Origin of the sequence: Pseudidiomarina taiwanensis (assembly GCF_003987435.1) — a bacterium.
Taxonomy (GTDB): Bacteria; Pseudomonadota; Gammaproteobacteria; order Enterobacterales; family Alteromonadaceae; genus Pseudidiomarina; species Pseudidiomarina taiwanensis.
Genome location: NZ_PIQG01000003.1, coordinates 149,303 through 170,340, shown reverse-complemented (window position 1 = coordinate 170,340; position 21,038 = coordinate 149,303). Strand labels below are relative to the sequence as shown.

At 51.1% G+C, this 21,038-nt stretch carries 17 protein-coding genes; 7 read left to right on the top strand and 10 right to left on the bottom strand.

Features of this window, described 5'->3' with window-relative positions; genetic code table 11:
* Nucleotides 1–11: 11 nt before the first annotated feature.
* Both recG and trmH read right to left on the bottom strand, forming a co-directional pair.
* Entirely contained in the window at nt 12–2,090 is a 2,079-nt protein-coding gene (gene recG, locus CWI83_RS07555; RefSeq protein ID WP_126827718.1) for an ATP-dependent DNA helicase RecG, read from the bottom strand.
* A complete protein-coding gene (gene trmH / locus CWI83_RS07550; protein ID WP_126827716.1) occupies nt 2,091–2,777 on the bottom strand; it encodes a tRNA (guanosine(18)-2'-O)-methyltransferase TrmH in 687 nt (228 codons plus the stop codon).
* 153 nt (nt 2,778–2,930) lie between these two features.
* Here trmH and CWI83_RS07545 point away from each other — a divergent pair, with 153 nt between their 5' ends.
* On the top strand, nt 2,931–4,232 hold the full coding sequence (locus CWI83_RS07545; RefSeq protein ID WP_126827714.1) for an amidohydrolase: 1,302 nt from the start codon (nt 2,931–2,933) through the stop codon (nt 4,230–4,232).
* Between the two features lie 59 nt (nt 4,233–4,291).
* Here CWI83_RS07545 and CWI83_RS07540 read toward each other — a convergent pair whose 3' ends face one another.
* Entirely contained in the window at nt 4,292–5,938 is a 1,647-nt protein-coding gene (locus CWI83_RS07540) for a fatty acid--CoA ligase (RefSeq protein WP_126827712.1), read from the bottom strand.
* 90 nt (nt 5,939–6,028) lie between these two features.
* Nucleotides 6,029–7,582 (bottom strand): bifunctional GNAT family N-acetyltransferase/carbon-nitrogen hydrolase family protein, encoded by a 1,554-nt coding sequence (locus tag CWI83_RS07535; protein WP_126827710.1) that lies wholly within the window; start codon nt 7,580–7,582, stop codon nt 6,029–6,031.
* A gap of 155 nt (nt 7,583–7,737) precedes the next feature.
* On the opposite strand from CWI83_RS07535, the gene CWI83_RS07530 reads away from it, so the two are divergent.
* A complete protein-coding gene (locus CWI83_RS07530; RefSeq protein WP_126827708.1) occupies nt 7,738–9,066 on the top strand; it encodes a Na+/H+ antiporter NhaC family protein in 1,329 nt (442 codons plus the stop codon).
* Here CWI83_RS07530 and CWI83_RS07525 read toward each other — a convergent pair.
* Genes CWI83_RS07525 through gmk form a run of 4 tightly spaced genes read right to left on the bottom strand, consistent with a single transcriptional unit; the run spans nt 9,063 to nt 12,561 of the window.
* Complete coding sequence (locus CWI83_RS07525) at nt 9,063–9,455, bottom strand: Rid family detoxifying hydrolase (RefSeq protein WP_126827706.1); 393 nt, start codon at nt 9,453–9,455, stop codon at nt 9,063–9,065. The two genes, CWI83_RS07530 and CWI83_RS07525, sit on opposite strands and share 4 nt — an antisense overlap.
* A 1-nt stretch (nt 9,456) precedes the next feature.
* On the bottom strand, nt 9,457–11,577 hold the full coding sequence (spoT, locus tag CWI83_RS07520; protein WP_126827704.1) for a bifunctional GTP diphosphokinase/guanosine-3',5'-bis pyrophosphate 3'-pyrophosphohydrolase: 2,121 nt from the start codon (nt 11,575–11,577) through the stop codon (nt 9,457–9,459).
* Between the two features lie 5 nt (nt 11,578–11,582).
* Nucleotides 11,583–11,858: a DNA-directed RNA polymerase subunit omega gene (gene rpoZ / locus CWI83_RS07515; RefSeq protein ID WP_126827702.1), complete on the bottom strand. Its 276-nt coding sequence runs from the start codon at nt 11,856–11,858 to the stop codon at nt 11,583–11,585.
* A 43-nt stretch (nt 11,859–11,901) separates the two neighbouring features.
* Nucleotides 11,902–12,561 carry a guanylate kinase gene (gmk, locus tag CWI83_RS07510; RefSeq protein ID WP_126827700.1) on the bottom strand — a complete coding sequence of 220 codons (660 nt, stop codon included), beginning with the start codon at nt 12,559–12,561 and terminating at the stop codon, nt 11,902–11,904.
* 81 nt (nt 12,562–12,642) lie between these two features.
* Here gmk and CWI83_RS07505 point away from each other — a divergent pair, with 81 nt between their 5' ends.
* Genes CWI83_RS07505 through CWI83_RS07485 form a run of 5 tightly spaced genes read left to right on the top strand, consistent with a single transcriptional unit; the run spans nt 12,643 to nt 18,959 of the window.
* Entirely contained in the window at nt 12,643–13,236 is a 594-nt protein-coding gene (locus CWI83_RS07505) for a LemA family protein (RefSeq protein WP_126827698.1), read from the top strand.
* A 21-nt stretch (nt 13,237–13,257) separates the two neighbouring features.
* Entirely contained in the window at nt 13,258–14,907 is a 1,650-nt protein-coding gene (locus CWI83_RS07500; protein WP_126827696.1) for a M48 family metallopeptidase, read from the top strand.
* A 49-nt stretch (nt 14,908–14,956) separates the two neighbouring features.
* On the top strand, nt 14,957–16,063 hold the full coding sequence (locus tag CWI83_RS07495; RefSeq protein ID WP_126827694.1) for an NADH:flavin oxidoreductase: 1,107 nt from the start codon (nt 14,957–14,959) through the stop codon (nt 16,061–16,063).
* Nucleotides 16,064–16,075: 12 nt separating this feature from the next.
* Nucleotides 16,076–17,404 carry a DASH family cryptochrome gene (locus tag CWI83_RS07490; RefSeq protein WP_126827692.1) on the top strand — a complete coding sequence of 443 codons (1,329 nt, stop codon included), beginning with the start codon at nt 16,076–16,078 and terminating at the stop codon, nt 17,402–17,404.
* A complete protein-coding gene (locus CWI83_RS07485) occupies nt 17,376–18,959 on the top strand; it encodes a cryptochrome/deoxyribodipyrimidine photo-lyase family protein (protein ID WP_241969907.1) in 1,584 nt (527 codons plus the stop codon). Before CWI83_RS07490 ends, CWI83_RS07485 begins: the two co-directional genes overlap by 29 nt.
* Here the strand turns inward: CWI83_RS07485 and CWI83_RS07480 are convergent.
* Nucleotides 18,952–19,923 (bottom strand): alpha/beta hydrolase, encoded by a 972-nt coding sequence (locus CWI83_RS07480; protein WP_126827690.1) that lies wholly within the window; start codon nt 19,921–19,923, stop codon nt 18,952–18,954. The two genes, CWI83_RS07485 and CWI83_RS07480, sit on opposite strands and share 8 nt — an antisense overlap.
* A complete protein-coding gene (locus CWI83_RS07475) occupies nt 19,920–21,038 on the bottom strand; it encodes a hypothetical protein (RefSeq protein WP_126827688.1) in 1,119 nt (372 codons plus the stop codon). The genes CWI83_RS07480 and CWI83_RS07475 overlap by 4 nt, the downstream gene beginning before the upstream one ends.

The following is a 21,038-nucleotide window of genomic DNA, read 5'->3' as shown; positions in this document are numbered from 1 at the left end:
GTACTACGAAATCAGGCTTGGGCGTAGTGATCTCGCCTTGGTAGCCAGCGTTCAATGATGGCCTCTGCCTGTTGTGGTGATCGCTGCCATAATTCCTGCCCTAACCGCTGTACGGTCTCGATTAAGTCGGCATGTTTGACTAAATCAGCAACCTTCATTCCGGTTAAGCCCGTTTGCTTTTGACCCAATAGCTCACCTGGTCCGCGTAATTCAAGATCGCGCTGCGCAATCACAAAGCCGTCATTACTTTCTCGCAATACCGCTAAACGTTGAGTTGCGGTTTTCGAAAGCGGCGCGTGATACAACAATACGCAATGGCTGGCGACGGCCCCACGCCCAACTCGTCCACGCAACTGGTGCAATTGAGACAGGCCAAGTCGCTCTGGATTTTCGATGATCATTAAACTGGCATTGGGAACATCGACACCGACTTCAATCACAGTTGTCGCCACCAACAAATCGAGCTCATGCGCTTTAAACGCCTGCATCACTGCGTCTTTTTCGGCTGCTTTCAAGCGCCCATGAACTAATCCGATGCGTAAGTCCGGTAACGCCGCTGCCAACTCCGCCGCAGCATCCTCTGCCGCTTGGCATTGCAATGCCTCTGATTCTTCAATCAAGGTACAGACCCAATAGGCTTGCCGCTGCTCTTCAGTACAGACTTGATAGACTCTCTGGATCACTTGTTCGCGGCGACTATCGGGGATGGCAACCGTCGTCACCGGAGTCCGTCCGGGTGGTAGCTCGTCAATCACTGATGTGGCTAAATCGGCATAAGCGGTCATCGCCAAGGTCCGCGGAATGGGCGTTGCGGTCATAATCAATTGATGCGGTGAAGTGCCACCGGCAACACCCTTCTCGCGCAACTCCAGCCGCTGGTGCACACCAAAGCGGTGCTGCTCATCAATAATCACTAAGGCTAAATCGTGATAGCGCACCTCAGCTTGAAATAGCGCATGGGTGCCGACGACTAGCATAGCTGAGCCATCGGCAATGCTCGCAAGGCTCTGCTGTCGCTGTTGCCCCTTGAGCTTGCCGGCTAACCAACCTACTTCGATACCCAGCGGCGCGAACCATTGGCGAAAGGTTAACGCGTGCTGCTCTGCGAGAATTTCTGTCGGTGCCATCAAAGCGACTTGTTTGCCCTCGGCAATTGCAGTGAGCGCAGCTAGGGCAGCAACTAAGGTTTTACCCGAGCCGACATCCCCCTGGACCAAGCGCATCATCGGCATAGCCTGCGCCAAGTCCTGCTGGATTTCCCGCACCACGCGTTGCTGCGCTGCGGTTGGTTGAAACGGTAACGAGGCTAAGAACTGTGCTTGCAAGGTCGACGAGCCAGGCAGTGGATGTGCGCCATGCGCCTGCTTTTGCGCGCGGAGCTTGAGCAGACTTAATTGATGCGCAAGCAATTCTTCCGTGGCAAGCGCCCGTTGGGCTGGGTGCTGGCCCGACTGCAGTTGCTCAAGACTGACATCAAGAGGCGGTCGATGCAGTAGTTGAATCGCATCCGCCAAGGCAATACGCTCGGTGCGCAGTGATTCTGGCACTAATTCAGGCAGCACACTCGGATTCAAGTAAGTTAAAGCTTGCTCTGTGAGTTTCCGCAACAGTGTCTGCTGCACCCCCTCAGTGGTCGGATAAACCGGTGTTAACGTGGTTTCAGCAAGCTCAGGTAGCGCTCCTGACAACACCTTATACTCAGGATGGACCATATCGAGGCCTTGCATACCGCGGCGGGCCTCACCGAAAAGTTGTAATTGCGTCCCCGCACTGAATTGTTTTAATTGAGCTGCGCTGAATTGGAAAAACACCAGCGTCATAATCGCGCTCGCATCTTTGACGCGCACTTTCAGCATGCGCCGTTTGCCGTACACCACTTCAGCTTTGACCACCTCAGCAACGACCGTGCCCGACGCGCCTTGAGGTAGATCAGCAATGGTGTAAATACGAGACCGATCTTCATATCGTAGCGGTAAATGAAGCAGTAAATCTTGGAGTGAGACCAACCCCAATTTAGCCAGTTTCTCGGCCATTTTGTCACCCACCCCTTTTAAGGTGGTCAAAGGTATCTTACTGAGACTCGTCCGCATCTACCGCCCCGCCGCTCGAATAGTTTGCCACCAGGCCTCATCAGCAACGATCTGACCAGCCTCATCTAGAGCTGGGTAAGCGAGCCCAATACGCTGACAAATGCGCGCAAAAATAGGGTGCCCCCCTTCAAACAAAACGCGCTGACGTTCTGCCTCAGCTAATCGTGGCTGCTGGTACATGCCGGCATTGGCACGCTGCCGCTGTGCCTCGTAGAGCACCGTCGCAGCGGCAACTGAGACATTCAACGACTCCACCATTCCTACCATAGGAATAATAATTTCATGATCTGCCAAGGCCAGCGCTTCGGCGGTAACGCCTTGTCGCTCTTGTCCCATCAAAATTGCGGTTGGGCGGGTATAATCAATGCTGCGGAAATCGACTGCACGCTCGGATAAATTGGTCACCAATACCTGCATGCCCTGCTGCTTAACGGCGGAGATTGCCGCCTCGGTGCTGTCATGATGATGCACTTTAACCCACTTTTGACTGCCGGCAGCCACCCCTTTGCTCATGCGCCCACGCCGGTCCAGCCAAATCGCATGAACTGCGTGAATACCCACCGCATCAGCGCTCCGAACCAGTGCCGAAAGGTTATGCTGTTTCTGCAAGTTCTCAAGCACTAAAGTCAGGTCAGGCTGACGTTGGTCAAGCAATTGGTTAATACGCGCAAAACGCTCGGGCGACATAAGGTTATCCGTAATTTTGTTCGATTTTGCCAGTATAACGAGAACTGTTGCGAATCCATAGTCGCAGGTTAGCTTTGGCCAAAAGTCTGAGTAGCTCAAGCGAGGTTTATTTGCCATACTGAATTTTCTGTCTTGCATCGCTTAGAGGTCCTCATGAAAAAACATGCCATCGCGCTTAGCCTACTGTTAGCCACAACTGGGCTTTCAGATTCCACCGCAGTCGCGCAAGAGCGGCTTACTATTTCGCCTGAACTTGAGCAGAAGGTCATCGAATGGCGCCGTGATTTGCATCAAAACCCTGAATTGAGTAACCGCGAATTTCGTACGGCAAAAGTGATTACTGAACATCTGCAAGCGCTCGGTCTAGAAGTTCAAACTGGCGTTGCCCACACGGGTGTAGTTGCTATGTTGCGTGGTGCCAAACCCGGCCCAACCATCGCTCTGAGGGCAGATATGGATGCCTTGCCGGTGGTCGAGCAAACTGATGTGCCGTTTAAATCGACAGTCACATCAACCTATCGCGGCAAAGAAGTCGGAGTCATGCACGCCTGTGGTCACGACACTCATGTTGCCATGTTAATGGGGGCTGCGGAGCAATTGGTCGCGCTACAAGATCAACTCGTGGGCGATGTGATGTTTATCTTCCAACCGGCAGAAGAAGGTGCGCCCGTAGGTGAAGAAGGTGGGGCAGAATTAATGCTCAAAGAAGGCCTATTTGCCGACGTGAAACCTGATGCCGTGTTTGGGATCCACGTTTGGTCCGCAGGAAATACGGGTGAAATTGGTTATCGTGAAGGTCCATTGATGGCCTCATCAGACCGTTTCGAAATTCATGTTAAAGGGCGTCAAACTCATGGCTCTCGGCCTTGGGGTGGGGTTGACCCTATTGTTGCTGCGGGCCAAATCATCAGCAATACACAAGCCATCGTTGCGCGCCAAATCGATATCACTAAAGCGCCAGCGGTAGTGAGCTTTGGTATTGTTGAAGGCGGCGTGCGCAATAACATTATCCCTGATGAAGTCTATCTTGAAGGAACGATTCGTAACTTTGACATGGATAACCGCCAGCAGATCTTCAAAAATCTGACCACGACTGCGGAGATGACCGCCCAAGCGAGCGGTGCCGAAGCGCATGTACATATTGATGAAGGGTATCCAGTAACCATCAATAATCCAGAGCTGACGCGGGCCATGTTGCCGACGATGGAGCGGGTCGCTGGGGCCGGTAAAGTGAAAGTGAATCCATTGGTGACCGGCGCTGAGGATTTCTCTTATTACGCGCTTGAAACTCCGGGGTTATTCGTCTTTTTAGGCATTACTCCGCCAGACCAAGATCCACTCGCAGCACCGAGTAATCATTCACCGTTTTTCTATGTCGATGAAGCGGCACTGAAAACCGGCACTGAACTGTATGTGAACTGGGTTCTCGACTACCCTAATGCAGTCAAAAATTAATTTTGCTTGAAATAAAAAAGGCGACCGCAAGGTCGCCTTTTTGATGGTTTGAAGCCGCGTTAGCTTTGCAACATTTGCCGAATGACTTTCTTATCGATTTTGCCAACGCTAGTACGCGGGATATCCTCAACTACAGTGACGGTATCAGGAATCGCCCACTTCTCAATCTGCCCCGCATCAATAAAGGGCTGTAAATGCGAAGCGATGACATCGCGATTAATATCTTTGCCCGGACGCACACTGATCATTGCGTGCGGACGTTCGCCCCACTCATCATCAGGCAAACCGACTACTGCGGTCAGCTCGATATCAGGATGCTGACTAATCAGGTTCTCGATATCGAGCGACGACACCCACTCGCCACCGGTTTTGATCACATCTTTTATGCGGTCACGGATTTGCAAGGTGTAGTCGGCATCAATCGAACCCACATCACCGGTGTGCAGCCAGCCGTTCTCCCACAGCTCAGCGCCTTTCTCCGGCTCTTTTAAATAGCCCTGAGTAAGCCACGGAGTGCGCACAACAACCTCACCCATATCTTCACCGTTATGCGGCAAGAAACGACCATTGGCGTCAATAATTTGCATATCCACAAATGGCACGGGTTTGCCCGCCTTAGTGCGCAGCGCAACTTGTTCATCGTGACTCAAGTCATTCGCATTAATCGGCAACCAAGAGGTACTCAGCAGCGGACAGGTCTCTGACATACCATACCCCGTGTAGACCTGAATGCCCCGATCAAGCGCTGCTGACGCTAGACCTTCAGTCAGGGCACTCCCACCAATCAACACATTCCAGCCACTGAAGTCGATATTCTGTGCGCCTTCATTACTGACAATCATCTGCAAAATCGTCGGTACACAATGTGAGAAGGTCACTTTCTCGGTCAAATATAATTTCACCAAGGTGGCTGGGTCATAACGGCCGGGATAAACCTGCTTCAAGCCCATCATAGTTGCCACATAAGGCACACCCCAAGCATGGACATGGAACATAGGCGTGATTGGCATGTAGACACTGCTTGCCTGCAACATTTGCATCGAGTCATTCATGCTGGTCGTGGCCGCTAACGTCATGGTATGCAGAACCAGCTGACGATGGGTAAAGAAAACCCCTTTCGGGTTACCGGTCGTCCCCGTGGTATAGAAGGTCGTGGCCACCGCATTTTCATCAAAATCAGGAAAATCGAATTCAGCGAGCGCACCAGCAAGCAGTTGCTCGTATTCGCCGAGCACTTCAAACGGTGCCTCGACTGCCTGCTCTTGATCGGTGACTTGGATATATCCTTTCACCGTCGTCAGTTGGTCTTTAACCTGAGCCAGCAAAGGGACAAAATCATCATGCACCAACACAATGTCATCTTCGGCATGGTTCATGGTGTAGACGATTTGCTCAGGAGCAAGACGAACATTCACCGTATGCAACACCGCGCCAATCATCGGAATCGCGAAAAAGCACTCGAGGTAGCGTGGCGTATCCCAATCAAGCACAGCGACGGTATCGCCCTCTTTCACGCCGGCTTCAGTAAGTACATTCGCAAGCCGCTGCACGCGCTGATAGAACTCAGCATAACTGTAACGTTTGCCATTGTTACCCCCGACAATTTCATTGTCGCCACCATAACGCTGACTCGAGAGAAGTAATTGTTTTATCAACAGCGGATACTGGTACGCATCTGCTGTTGGTTTGATTGTTTTTACCGGCATAGCATTCCTCGTTGTTCTTATTGATATTCTTAGAATACGGTTAAACTTCAAATTTTGATGACAGTAAGCCCTTGGAGTTCCCAATTCACATCATTTTTGCTCAGGATCAGTAAAGTCGAGGCCCCACTTTCGAGTCACTTCATACAAATCTGTACGGCGATCTTTAAGGTTGGTAACGGACCCTTCATGATGAAGATAACGCAGCTCGTCTAGATTTAAATCTGAGAAAATAAGCTGCTCGGTATTCGGGGTTGCCTCGGCTGTGGTTGCATCATGCGGGAAGGCAAAGTCCGACGGTGAAAAGACCGCGGATTGGGCATATTGCACATCCAAGCTTTCAACCTGTGGCAAGTTACCAACGCTGCCGCAAAGCACCACATAGCATTCATTCTCTACCGCTCGCGCTTGGGCACAATGACGCACGCGCAAATAAGCGTTGCGAGTATCAGTCCAAAACGGCACGAAGAGAATTTCCAATCCTTCAGCAGCCATTAACCGCCCTAGCTCAGGAAACTCAACATCGTAACAAATAAGAATACCGATTCGCCCAGCATCCGTATCAAACACTTGGACCTTGTCGCCACCTTCAATCACCCAGTCACGCTTTTCATGTGGCGTCACATGAATCTTCCGTTGCTCTTCGATGGTGCCATCACGACGACATAAGTAACTGACGTTGTAGATCGTATCGTCTTCATTAATCGGCATTGAACCAGTAATGATATTAACGTTGTAACTGACCGCTAATTGCGACATGTGACGTTTAAACTGGTCAGTAAAGCCCGCCAGAAAACGAATCGCATCTTTCTGCTGGCTTTGATCCGTCAAACCCATCAAAGGCGCATTAAAAAACTCAGGGAAAACCGCAAAATCACTCTGATAACTTGAAATCGCATCGACAAAATATTCGACTTGCTTGAGCATCTCATCGACCGATTCAATTTCGCGCATCTGCCATTGCACTGCACCGACACGGACATTACGACTGCGGCTACTAATCACCGAGTCAGATGGCTCATATAAAAAGTTATCCCATTCCAATAGCGTGGCAAAACCAACTGAGCGTTTGTCCTCTGGTAAATACTTTCCAAGCAACCGTTTTACGGTGAAATCATTGGCCAATTGAAAGGTCAAAATGGGGTCATAAATTTCGCGCCGATGCACTTGTTCAATGTACTGACCAGGGGTCAGTTCATCGGCATACTTATGGAAATTGACAATGCGTCCACCGGCTAAGATTGCTTTGAGATTCAGTTGGCGGCAAAGCTCTTTGCGCGCATCGTAAAGACGACGCCCAAGGCGATAGCCGCGGTAGTCGGGATCAATCAGAACATCCAAACCATATAAGGCATCACCCTTGCGGTCATTCAAAATATTTTCCCGCGCATCCATCAAATCATCATAGGTATGGGGGTTGGAAAAACGTCCATATTTAACCCGTACGGTCAAGGCTACACCGACAATACGACCATTATCTTCTAAGCACAGCTGGCCCTCTTCAAACTCTTTGATCAATCGGGTAATCGTGTGCTCACCCCAGGCGCCACCGATATCCGGATAGACGCGATCCATCAGCGCTTTTAATTGTGGATAATCTTCCTGCCGCAAGTTACGGAGTTGTAGGTGCAGTTCATCGGGTGTCATGGCTTTACCGCTCGCATGTTCTATTAAGGTATGTCATAAAGTATGACGGACTGCCCAATAAAGGCAACCCGATAAAGTTGAGCGCAGGTCTTGCCCCTGCGGCATTAGATGTATAAACTTCTGGACGTCTAAAAAATAAAAAGGATAGATGTGTTATGCCAACAGCTGTCAGTGCTCGAGCGTTGCTCCCACTTGGACTATTTTTAGCGCTCTTTTTGGGCACTGGAATTTATTTCCAACTGAGTGGGGTGGACTACGCTTTTTATCAACTGGCGAGTCCGGTCGCGATTTTTCCAGCCATCATCTTAGCCATTTTACTCAGCCGCGAGGCGTTTGAAGAGCGCATCAATACCTTTGTCGCAGGAGTCGGCAACCGCAATATCGTGACCATGTGCATGATTTATCTACTCGCCGGTGCCTTCTCGACCGTTGCCGCAGCGACCGGTGGCGTTGATGCCATGGTTGCCTTGGGGCTACAAGTCATTCCTACGAGCTTCCTATTGCCCGGCTTATTTATTATCGCGGCCGTTATCTCAACCGCGATGGGTACCTCAATGGGAACACTCGGTGCCCTAGCGCCAGTTGCGCTAGGACTTGGACAAGCTGCCGGCATTGATTTGCCCTTGTTAGCTGGGGTGCTGATTTCCGGCGCTATGTTTGGCGATAACCTGTCGATTATTTCCGATACCACCATTGCCGCAACTCGCACCCAAGGCTGCGAAATGCGCGACAAATTCCGGGCCAACCTGAAGCTGTCGATCCCAGCGGCAATTATCACCATTCTCTGGTTAATGAGTTACGATAGCGCCGCTGTTCCACCCACTATTCCTGAAGCAAATTTATGGCTAAGCCTGCCGTATTTCATGATCATTATCCTTGCAGTCATGGGGCTAAATGTATTTGCAGTGCTAACACTAGGCATTATTTTAGCCGCGGCGTTTGGCATGGTCGCAGTTGGTTATGAGTGGGTCGCACTCGCAAAAGACATCTATGAAGGCTTTACCAGTATGCAAGAAATCTTCTTGCTCTCACTCTTAATTGGTGGGCTTTCAGCGCTGATTCGCCAACAAGGCGGGCTAGCTTTCTTGGCGCAAGCAGTAAGCAGAATCACTAAATTACTCTTCAAAGATAAGCAACAGCGCGCAGCGTTTGGCGTCGCTGGCTTAACTGGCTTAACCAACTTTGCCGTCGCCAATAACACAGTGACCATCTTACTTTCAGGTGAAGTGGGTAAAAAACTTGCCGAAGAAGGGGATTTATCACCACGGCAAAGCGCCAGCTTGCTGGATATTTTTGCGTGTGTGGTGCAGGGCTCATTGCCATACGGCGCACAAGCCCTGTTCATGGGCGCGAGCTTTGCGCTCTCGCCCTTAAGTATCAGCGTACATAGTTATTATGGATTTATTTTGGCAGGGGTTGCGCTTGCCATGATTATTTGGCGCAAACCCCTAGAGAGTCGGACGGCGACAGAGCCTGCCGCTTAGTTAGTGCTGGGTAGCTCCATAATGCCATCGATTTCGATCTGTGCGCCCTTCGGGAGCGCACGGACGCCGATGGCAGCGCGCGCCGGATAAGGTTGTTCGAAAAACTCCGCCATCACCTCGTTGACGATGGCAAACTGACCTAAGTCAGGAAGATAGATCTGCACTTTGACCATATCTTGTAATTCTCCCCCCGCGGCCTCACAAACGGCGCTCAAGTTTTTAAAGACTTGCACGGCTTGCGCACGAAAATCGTCACTGACCATTTCCATGGTTGCGGGAACAAGAGGGATTTGCCCAGACAAATAAACCGTGGTCCCTATTTTAACTGCTTGCGAATAGGTTCCGATCGCGGCCGGTGCCTGATCTGTGTTTACAATCACTTTTGACATGTTATTTCCTTAACCTTGATACTCTTTGCACGTTCGGCATTTTCCGTAGGTGCCGAATGACATCCGCAAGTTGTTTGCGGTCATGCACCGTGAGGGCGATATCAATGTAGTAAATATTCGCATCAACTTCTTCGGTATTGAGACCATGAATATTACAGCCCGCTGCCGAAATCGCTGAAGTTAGTTTGGCCAGTGCGCCTTGATGGTTGACCACATCAACCCGCACTTCGGTAATAAATTCAGCATCAGAACGCTCATCCCACTGGACCGGGAAGTATTTGCCCGGCTCATCAAGATAACCACGCACATTCTTACATTCGCGCCGGTGCACCACCAGCCCTTTACCTGGACTTACATGAGCGATGATGTCATCACCCGGAATCGGGCGACAACACTTAGCAAAGCTCAACAACAGGCCATCTGCACCTTTAATTGCCAAGCTACGGTTGCTGGAACTGGGGCTGACAATGTCTTCTTCGTTTAACTGTTGCAATTCGCCGAGCAAGCGTTTCGCAATCGCCACCGACATCATATTGCCAAGACCAATTTCGCGCAGCAGTGCTTCTTTATTTTCGAGCTTGGTCTCATCCAGCACTCGAGCAAAGTCGTGCTCTGGAATATCTGTATAATTGACCGGTCCAAGCGCCGCGCGCAAGAGGCGTTCGCCTAATTGCACCGCTTCAATAGATTCTTGTCCCTTCAGATATTGACGAATTTTCGCCCGCGCCTTGCCGGTTACAACAAAGTTCAACCAAGCAATGTTAGGGCGTGATGCTTTGGCGGTTTTAATTTCAACGGTTTGACCGTTTTCTAGCGGCTTACTGAGTGAATAAACGCGCTTATCAACCATAGCTCCGATACAGGTATTGCCAATATCCGTGTGTACCGCATAAGCAAAATCAACTGCAGTGGCACCTTGCGGTAGCTCGATAATGCGTCCATTCGGAGTAAATACATAAATCTCTTCTGGGAACAGCTCTTGTTTAACGTTTTCAACGAACTCGTAAGCATTCCCAGTGCTTTGTTGAATCTCCAACAAACTTTGCATCCAGCGCCGCGCCCGCACTTGCGCTGTGGTTCCGGTATTTTCATCGGTTTTATACAGCCAGTGTGCGGCGACCCCGCGGTCTGCCATCAGATTCATTTCTTCGGTACGAATTTGTACCTCAACCGGAATTCCGTGGGGCCCTTTCAAACTCGTATGCAGTGACTGGTAACCGTTCGATTTAGGAATCGCAATGTAGTCTTTGAAGCGTGTTTCAATCGGCTTATACAAATTGTGCAGCGCACCAAGCACTCGGTAGCAGGTATCGAGCTCATCGACGATGACTCGAAACGCATAGATATCCATAACCTCGGTAAATTGCAGCTCTTTGCGCAGCATCTTCTGGTAAATGCTGTAAAGATGCTTTTCGCGACCTAATACGCGCGCTTTAATACCGACTTCGTCAAGCCGCTTTTCAATCTCTTGATGGACTCGGTCGAGCAACTCTCGGCGGTTACCGCGAGCTTTTTTAACTTGTGATTCAAGTAATTTGGCACGCCATGGATAAAGTGCTTTAAAGCCCAGCAGTTCGAGCTCATTTTTCAGATCGTGAATACCGAGCCGGTGCGCAAGTGGCGCATAAATTTCAAGTGTTTCACGAGCTATGCGGCGGCGTTTATCAGGGCGGAGGTGGCCGATGGTTCGCATGTTATGGGTGCGATCGGCGAGTTTAATTAGAATCACCCGAATATCGTGCACCATCGCCATAATCATTTTGCGATAGTTTTCGGTTTGTGCTTCTTCTTGCGAGTTGAACTGCAACTTATCGAGCTTTGAAACCCCTTCGACCAACTCAGCAACAGTGCCGCCGAAACGCTCAGCCAGGTCTTCTTGGGTATAAACCGTATCTTCAATGACATCATGCAGAATCGCAGCCATGATGGTTTCATGGTCGAGGCGCATTTCTGCCAAGATACCGGCAACGGCAACAGGGTGAGTGATGTAGGGTTCGCCAGAATGGCGTTTTTGCAGCTTATGGGCATCAGCCCCAAGGACGAAGGCCGCAGCAACTTGCTCTACCTGTGCTTCAGGTAAATATTCGCTTAGTTGCTGACGGAGCCCTTCAAATAAATACACACGAGTTACTCGATGCCACGCAGAATATCAACTGCAGCGAGCTCTTCGGCATCGCGACGCGCAGCTTCAGTACGCTCTTCTGCATCTAGGCGGGCCGCATCGATCTGGCCTTCTTCAATTTCACGCAAAGCAACCACTGTCGCTTTCTCGTTACTCTTCCATGGGACCAAAGATTCTTTACCCTGAGTCGCTAACTGACGCGCGCGACGCGCAGCGACAAGGACCAAGTCAAAACGATTACCAATGCGGTCAACCGCATCTTCAACAGTTACGCGAGCCATGTTTTCTCCAGCACTAACAAAATGGGTGGGAAATTATACGGATTTAACCGCGTTTCGCCAACAGATCTTTGAGTGTAGCGGCATGTCGCTGCTGCTGCAACGCCATCCGCTGTCTTTCAGCCAATACAATGTGCTCGAGATCGGCGAGGCACGTTTCGAATTCATCGTTCACCAGCAAGTAATCAAACTCGTGATAATGCGACATTTCTGCTTGCGCCTTTGCCATCCGCTCCGCAATCACCTCATCCGAATCCTGACCACGCAGACGCAAACGCTGTTCGAGTACTGCAATGCTCGGTGGCACGATGAAAATAGCTCGCGCACTCGGATAATGCTCGCGAACCTGGCGAGCACCCTGCCAATCGATATCAAGAAAGACATCCACACCGCTTTGCAGGGTCTCTTCAATAACCACCCGTGAGGTGCCGTAATAATTGCCAAAAACCTGCGCCCACTCATAAAACTGCTGCGCTTCGATTTTGGCTTGAAAGGTGGCTTCATCGATAAAGTGATAATGCACCCCATCTTCTTCGCCTGGACGCGCAGGACGGGTTGTACACGACACGGAAACTTGCATGGAACCGTCAGTATGGCGCGCGAGCAATGCTTTGATTAAACTAGATTTGCCCGCTCCACTTGGAGCAGCAATGATAAACAAGTTGCCGGCGGTCTTGGCTTGAGGATGTTGCTCGATGTTGGTCATGAACGCTTACAGTTTTTAGTTTGCTTGCTAATGACGACCGATCATAGCATGTTAAACAACCGACACAGAAGGAGTTTTGTTATGGCTACAGGTTGGATCGTCCTTATCGTCCTGGTGGTACTGTTTATCTATGTCATCAGCATCTATAACCGTCTGGTACAACTGAAAAATCAGTTTGCCAATGCCTTTGCGCAAATCGAAGTGCAACTTAAACGTCGCTATGACCTGATTCCAAATTTGGTTGAGACTGCGAAAGCCTATATGAGCCACGAACGCGAGACCCTTGAAGCGGTCATCTCTGCCCGCAATCAGGCCGCTCAAGCCCTGCCCGCAGCCAAACAAAATCCGACCGATGCCAGTGCCATGAGTCAGCTGGGGCAAGCCGAAGGGGCATTAGGGAATGCGCTAGGTCGCTTAAATGTTGTGATGGAAGCCTATCCTGACCTCAAAGCAAACCAAAATATGATGCAATTATCGGAAGAGCTCACCAGCACCGAAAACCGCGTTGCTTTTGCGCGGCAAGCCTACAACGATGCGGTGATGAATTATAATACCTACCGGCAATCTTTCCCGCCGGTGGTTTTTGCAGGCATGTTTGGTCACGCCAGCGATGCTTCACTGCTCGAATTTGAAGACAGTGCCGCCATCCAAGCCGCTCCTAAAGTTAGTTTTTAAACGCACGCGGAAGCGGTCCAATTGGTTAACTTTTTCGAACATCAACAACAAGCGAAGCGCAACACTAAACTGCTCGTGTTGCTGTTCGCTTTGGCATTTATTGCGATTATGGCGCTAGTCGCTGGACTGGCTGCGATCATCATGGGAGCGGTGCAGCGACAAGGCCAGCAAACTGTGGTGATTGAACCTCAGCTGCTGATTTTCATTTGCGCAATTATTGCCGTCGCAATTGGTATAGTGATGTTGTTCAAGTGGTCGCAACTGCGCCACGGTGGCAGTGTGGTTGCCGAGAGTTTAGGGGGTGTAGCCCTCGCGCCAGATAGCAGTGACCCACTCGAACGCCGTATTCTTAACGTAGTAGAAGAGATGGCGATTGCTGCCAATATGCCCGTCCCAACGGTCTATCTCCTTCCCAACGAGAGCGCAATCAATGCCTTTGCGGCAGGTCTCACCACTCAGGATGCCGTGATTGGCTTAACCCGAGGCGCGGTCGAGACGTTTAATCGAGAGCAGCTGCAAGCCGTCGTTGCCCATGAGTTCAGTCATATTCTAAATGGCGATATGCGCCTTAACCTGCGCTTAATCGCAGCACTTGCAGGTATTCTTGCCTTTGCCCATCTAGGTCGTGTGTTGTTGCAAAGCGCCCGCTTCCGCAGCCGCGGTAAAAATAACAATGCGTTGCCGCTACTTGGTTTAGCTCTCTTGCTTATTGGCGCTATTGGCGTGTTTTTTGGCAACTTAATTAAAGCGGCAGTCAGCCGCCAAAGAGAATATTTGGCCGACTCGGCCGCAGTGCAATTCACTCGAAATCCGCGAGCTCTTTCAGCCGCACTGCAGCAAATTGGCGCGCGTCAGCACGGCAGTCGGATGCAGCATCCCAATGCGGACCAAGTCGAGCATTTGTTCTTTTCCCAGGCGCTAAGTAAATGGTTTACTTTGATGGCCACTCACCCGCCACTAGAAAAACGCATCAAACGACTCGAGCCGAGTTGGAATGGGCGCTACCCACTGCCACAAGAAGCGCATAGCAAGGCTACTGAGGCGGAGGTCAAAGCCGCGGCTCGCGAAACGACACCGCTCGATCGACTGGCTGCGCTGGCACTGCCGATGCTACTTGTTGAGCAGGCACGAAGTCGCGAACAAGCGCCACAATTGGTTCAGCAACTGGTCGTCAATCAGCTGAGTTCAGAGCCCACTGAGCTGGCTCAAGCATTGCGTCAACTTAGCGAAACCCAGCAATTTGCTTTAGTCGAGATCGCGCTGCCGGCACTGCGCATTGCGCCTGATTCGAAACGCCTGGCGCTGTTGCAAGATTTAGAGCAACTCGCCGCTAGCCAAGATCTTTTTCACTGGGGTCTCTATCAACTGATCGCACGCCAACTGCTACCGCCCAAACGCTTTAGTCAAACCTTAAAGCGCGAGCAGGCGTTAGCCATTTCTTGCCAAGCCCTAGAGCGAGCCGAGCGACAACAAGCCCTTGACCGTAGCCAACTCGAGCTTGCCTTAAATACCCACCAACATGAGCCACCGGCTGCGCGCCAGCAAATTGTTCAAGCGTGGCTTGAAACCGTCCATGCGGATGACCATGTATCGGAGACGGAACGAAAATTAATTGCGATTTTATGCGCTTGTATCGAAGCGCCGTTACCCGACGAATTTCTCGCGATCTAAACAGCGCCTTCCGGCGTAATCTGTTTTGAACTAAAACCATGGAGTAATTATGGCGATTGATGTGAGCCCTTTATTTAAGCCCTTTGAATGTAAAAGCCTGAAGTTGCGCAACCGCACTGTAATGGCACCTATGACCCGTAGTTTCTCACCGGGCAATGTCCCCAACGATGACAATGTTGCTTATTACGCCCGTCGTGCTGCAGGTGAAGTTGGCTTAATCGTGACCGAGGGGACCGAAATTCGCCATGAAGGCGCCAGCGGCTACCCTAACGTGCCGCACATCTACGGCGATGAAGCCATGGCGGGCTGGAAAAAAGTTGTCGATGCGGTCCATGCCGAAGGCGGTCAAATTATTCCGCAACTCTGGCATGTTGGCGCCGTTCGTAAACCAGAGTCTGACGATGCTGCACCAGCCTATAGCCCATCAGGTCTGTACGCACCGGGTAAACCGAATGGCAAAGCAATGACCAAAGCGGATATTGATGAGGTGATTGCAGGCTTTGCTCATTCCGCCAAACGTGCCATCGAAGTCGGCTTTGATGGGGTCGAGATTCATGGTGCGCATGGTTACCTTATTGATCAATTCTTCTGGGCCGGGACCAATCAACGCGATGATGAATACGGCGGCTCGTTTGAAAACCGTTGCCGTTTCGCCATCGAATTAGTGCGCGCTGTCCGCGCTGCCATCGGTGAGGACAAAGCCATCGTATTCCGCTTCTCACAGTGGAAAATGCAAGATTATGATGCCCGTTTGTGTGAAACCCCTGAGCAACTTGAAACTTTCTTAAGTTGGCTCAGCGATGCTGGAGTAGATGTTTTCCACGCCTCACAACGTCGTTTCTGGGAGCCAGAATTCGAAGGCAGCGATCTCAACCTCGCCGGTTGGGTCCAAAAGCTAACCGGTAAGCCAGCGATTTCAGTCGGCTCTGTCGGCCTCACCGAAGACTTCATCAGCGGTACCTTTGCCAGTGATAAGCCAGCGGTCGAAACCCGCGGTATCGATGATTTGATGACCCGCATGGCGGCAAATGAATTCGACTTAATCGCCATTGGTCGGGCGCTCTTACAAGATCCAGACTGGGTTAAGAAAATCCGCGAAGGGCGCGAAGATGAGGTTGATGCGTTTAGTAAAGCCTCACTGCAGCAATTGTACTAGGCCAGTGACACTATGAAGCATCGACTCGGACTCATTTGGTTTCAAAACGACTTGCGCAGCAGCGACCAGCGCGTGCTGACGCAAGCGGCGCAAGAATGTGAGCAATTGATTTGTCTGTTCTGTGTGAACCCCAAATGGTTCGAGTCGAACCGCTATGGGCTCACCAGTATAGGCGCTGCCCGCTGGCAATTTTTGCAGCAAAGCTTGGCGGACCTTGAGCAGCAGTTACACAAGCTCGGCAATCAGTTGCTAGTAAGGGTACAAACGCCGTTGCACGCAATGGCTGAACTGATTGGTCAATACGGCGTTGATGCCATCTATCGTAGTCGTCAGCATGGGTATTACGAAAACCAGTATTGGTCGATCTTGCAACAACGTTATCCGTTCTTGCATTACCATGAAGAGGACAGTTCAACGCTGTTCGATTTAGCTCAGCTCCCTTTTGCCTTAGATGAACTGCCGGATACTTTCTCGAAGTTTCGGCGCAAAGTTGAAAAACCTAATTTACGCGAGGCCATCCGCCCCGTATTATCAGTGCCAACACAGTTACCGCCCGCACCGTTCTCACAACAAGCGCGCAGCCAACTGCCAACTTTACCGCACCATGAACAAGTATTACTGCATGGGGGGAGTTCCGCCGCCAAAGCCCATCTACAACAGTACTTCAATGGGCGCTTTGCCAGTGACTATAAACAAACGCGCAACAGCCTAGATGGCTTTTCTGACTCAACCAAGTTCTCGGCGTGGCTAGCAGATGGTTCAATTTCGGCACGCGAGGTTGTTGCCTATTTAGACGCTTATGAACAGCGCTACGGTGCGAATGAAAGTACCTATTGGATCTACTTCGAACTGCTCTGGCGCGAATATTTCATCTGGTATGCGGCACGTCATCAACAACGTTTATTTCACTTCCGTGGGATTAAAGATAAGCGTCCGCAAACCAGCTTTTATAGTCATCGCTTTCAACAGTGGTGTCAGGGCGAGACGCCCTTCCCGATCGTCAACGCCTGTATGAAACAACTCAACGCAACGGGGTATATGTCCAATCGTGGTCGGCAGCTTGTGGCCAGCTGTTTTGTTCATGAGCTGGGCTTGGATTGGCGTTACGGCGCAGCCTACTTTGAACGCCAATTGATCGATTATGATGTCGGCGCGAATTGGGGCAATTGGCAATACTTAGCGGGGGTCGGTGCCGACCCACGTGGGCATCGTCGCTTTGACTTAGCCAAACAGACCCGGATGTATGATCCACAGGGCGAGTTTATTGCAACTTGGCAAGGCGAACACCCCAACGCCATGCTCGACGTGGTTGATGCCGCAGACTGGCCTCTTACCCCCTAATTCAGCTGTCATGCAACCGGCGATTGTTTGGTTTAAACGCGATTTAAGGCTAACCGATCACGAGCCTCTCCAGGCTGCTATCGCCAGCGGTCGTCCACTTATCTTGCTGTATATTGTCGAGCCTGAATTAGTCGCCGACCCTCACTACGATATCCGCCATTGGCGGTTCGTTTGGCAGAGCTTACAGCAACTCAAACATGGCACGCAAAGCGTTCGTTTCAGATACTCCGAACAGCAAGCCGATTATCCAAGTCAGCCTGCCTTAAACGAGAACCTGTGGATCCTTCATGGTGATGCTGGCAGCATCTTCCAACAGCTTTATCAGCACACTCAATTTGCCGCGGTCTATAGTCATGAAGAAATTGGTATCGAACGCACCTTTGCTCGTGATCGGGCGCTGCAAGATTGGTTCAAGCAACACCAGATCCAGTGGCATGAAAGTCCAACCGGCGCAGTCATTCGCGGGGCAACCCACCGACGCAATTGGGATGCTGAATGGAAGCAAGTGATGCGGCGAAAAATCACGCCCATTAACTGGCAGCAGGTCCGTTTTGTTGAACGAACTGGCGAGGATTGGCAAGCGCCATCAGAATGGCAACAAACCGACCCACAAATGCAACTCGGTGGACCCGAACATGCCTGGCAAACCTTAGCTGATTTCTTTGATGAACGGGGTAAAAACTATCCCTATCATATTTCCAAGCCCAGCCAGAGTCGACAAAGTTGCTCGCGCCTATCGCCCTATCTCGCTTGGGGCAATATAAGCTTACGCGAGATGTATCAAGTGTTGTTGCGTCATTGGTCGGTCCCTGGCTGGCGCCGTGCGCTGGTGGCGCTTGCTTCGCGAGTGCATTGGCATTGCCATTTTATCCAAAAATTCGAAAGTGAATGCGCGATGGAGCAGCGCCCGATCAATCGCGCTTACGAAGATTTCCCCTACCGCGACGACGCCGAGGTCGAACAACACTTACAGGCATGGCAGCAAGGTCAAACGGGCTTTCCACTGGTTGATGCTTGTATGCGTTGTTTACAACAAACGGGGTACATTAACTTTCGCATGCGCGCCATGCTGGTGAGCTTTTTGTGTCATCACTTGCTGATCGATTGGCGCCGTGGAGTCCATCACTTGGCTCGGCTATTTCTCGATTTTGAACCGGGCATTCATTACCCACAATTTCAAATGCAAGCGGGCGTTACCGGGACCAATACGATTCGTATCTATAACCCAGTGAAACAAGCGCAAGAGCACGATCCAGAAGGTCACTTTGTGCGCCAATGGGTGCCAGAACTTGCGCAGGTTCCCGCCGAATTGATTCAACAGCCATGGCAAATGACCGCAATGGAGCAGCAGCTGTATGACTGTCAACTCGGCCGTGACTACCCCACCCCAATGATTGATTTAACCGAGCGCGCTAAAATTGCGCGAGATACCCTGTGGTCATGGCGCAAAGGCGATCGGGTCAAAGCTGAAGGAAAACGCATTCTGGCCACCCATGTGCGGCCGGGATCGGGTAAACCACGGCGCCCACGTCACGCAAAGCGTAACACTAGTTAAACTGCGCCAGCCAAGCACTGATAGCCTCGTGCATTTGCCGATCAGGCACCGCCATCAGCATATGATAGCGATTGGGAATTCGCACCACCTCAAGCCGCGGTTGTTGCCAGCTCGCAAACGTTTGATAGGGCGCCGCAGCATCCGCATCGCTGGCAAGAATTAAAGTTGGTAAGCCCGCTTGTTGCACTTGCGTCGCAAGATCGAGCTGACTCGCATCAAGTTGTTGTGCCGCCAGCGCTTTGGCAACCCCCTCTCGCACATCTGCTTCTGGCAGGACCTGTGCAGTATTTGGCCGCACCATTTCGAGGACCGCCAAAGTTGCATCGGCAAAATTAATCATTGGAGCAAACAAAATCGCCCCGCGCACATCGTCACGTTGTTGGGCCAAATGCAAAGCTGCGGTCGCCCCCATCGACATTCCCCCGACCCAGATCGGCTTGGGGACTTCGCGACGGGGTAAACTATCAATCAGTTGGCTAAATAGTTCAGCATCGTGGACACCAAAACCCGGTTGTTTCGCGCTCGAATCACCATGGCCGAGCATATCTGGTGCAATAACCGCAAAACCGAGCATCCGAAAATACTCCGTCAATTGCCCCATGGTCTGCTTAGAGCCGCCATAACCATGCACCAGAACAATGGTTCCACGCGCTTGATAAGGCACCTCATCACGCGCTAAATCAAACTCAAGATAAGTTTGACCCTGCGGAGTCGGAGCCGAAGTAAACTGACTCAAATCGGTACTTGGCCGCTTTGCGGCCGCATAAAGATACCCGGTACAACCGCCAAGATGTGGCAGACAAAACTGACGCTGTTCAATATCAAGCGCGTTCAGTTCCGCTGCAGTTAAAACTGGAATGCCTGTTTTTGTTGGGGGCGCCAATAATTGCCGCTCAATATACTGGCTACAGCCACTAACAAGCGTTACGCCAAGCAACAATACGATGACGTGAATAGGTCTCATTGTTGATTCTCTGGGTCAGTTGCGTGCGTCATGATCTTTGCCGCAATCATATCGATATCTCGTTGAATGCCTTGCGTGGTTGCATCAGCACCCGTTCCCGGGCCACGAATAATCACGCTAGGAGCGGTCATATCTTGCTCGAATAACTCAAAATAAGCTTCCGTATCGGCAAGCTCAGCATACACTGATTCAGCGCTTTGTGGTTCAATTTGCGCCACCGCCTGTGGCTCTCCAGCCGCAGTTTGTCGCACGCGGCCCAAATAAACCAAACGCGTAGCGCTTGGATAGGTCTGCTGGCGCCAGCGTTCAAAGTAATGATCAAACTCATCAATCCGCCGCCAGAACTCATCCAAACTGACTTCCCGCAAAGCCGGAGGGACCAGGTTTTGAATTGCAATTTGTGGCAGCTCAAGTTGCCAGCCGAGTTCACGCGCCACAATTAAAAGTTTCCGAGCAACATCCATCCCCGATAAATCAGCCCGAGGATCGGGCTCAGTTAACCCCAAATCAACAGCCTTGAGCAGCCATTTAGAGAGGGGTTCACCGGCACGATAGTGATGAAAGATCCAAGCTAATGAGCCTGAAAACGTGCCTGTTATCCCGCTAACCGGAGCTTGCTGCTGGTACTTATCGCGCAGCACATCTTGCACCGGCAAACCTGCCCCAATAGTGGCACTGGCGCGCCAGTAGCGCCCTGTATTCTTAAGTGTTTGATGAATTTCTTGGTAATAATCGCTCGCACTCGAGCCAGCATATTTGTTCGCTGAGACAATGTCTGCCCCAGCTTGGAGCCAATCGACATAACAACGACTCACGGCTTTTGACGCGGTGGCATCTATGACAATAACACCTGCATAGTCTTGCTTGAGGGCAGTAATACACGCCGTGACTTGTTGTTCAGGATGCGAGCATTGATGCGCACGCCGCGCAAACAAGGCGGTCAGCGGCTGCGCACTGCGCCAAGTCAACTCTGCATTGACCTCAAAGTAACGTTGTGAACTGACTAGTGCTCGCAATTCAAGGGGATGATTACGAGGCCAATGCTGAGCGATGTGATCAAGCCAATACTGACCGATATGACCTACACCAACCCAAATTAGTGCAACAGATGCCAT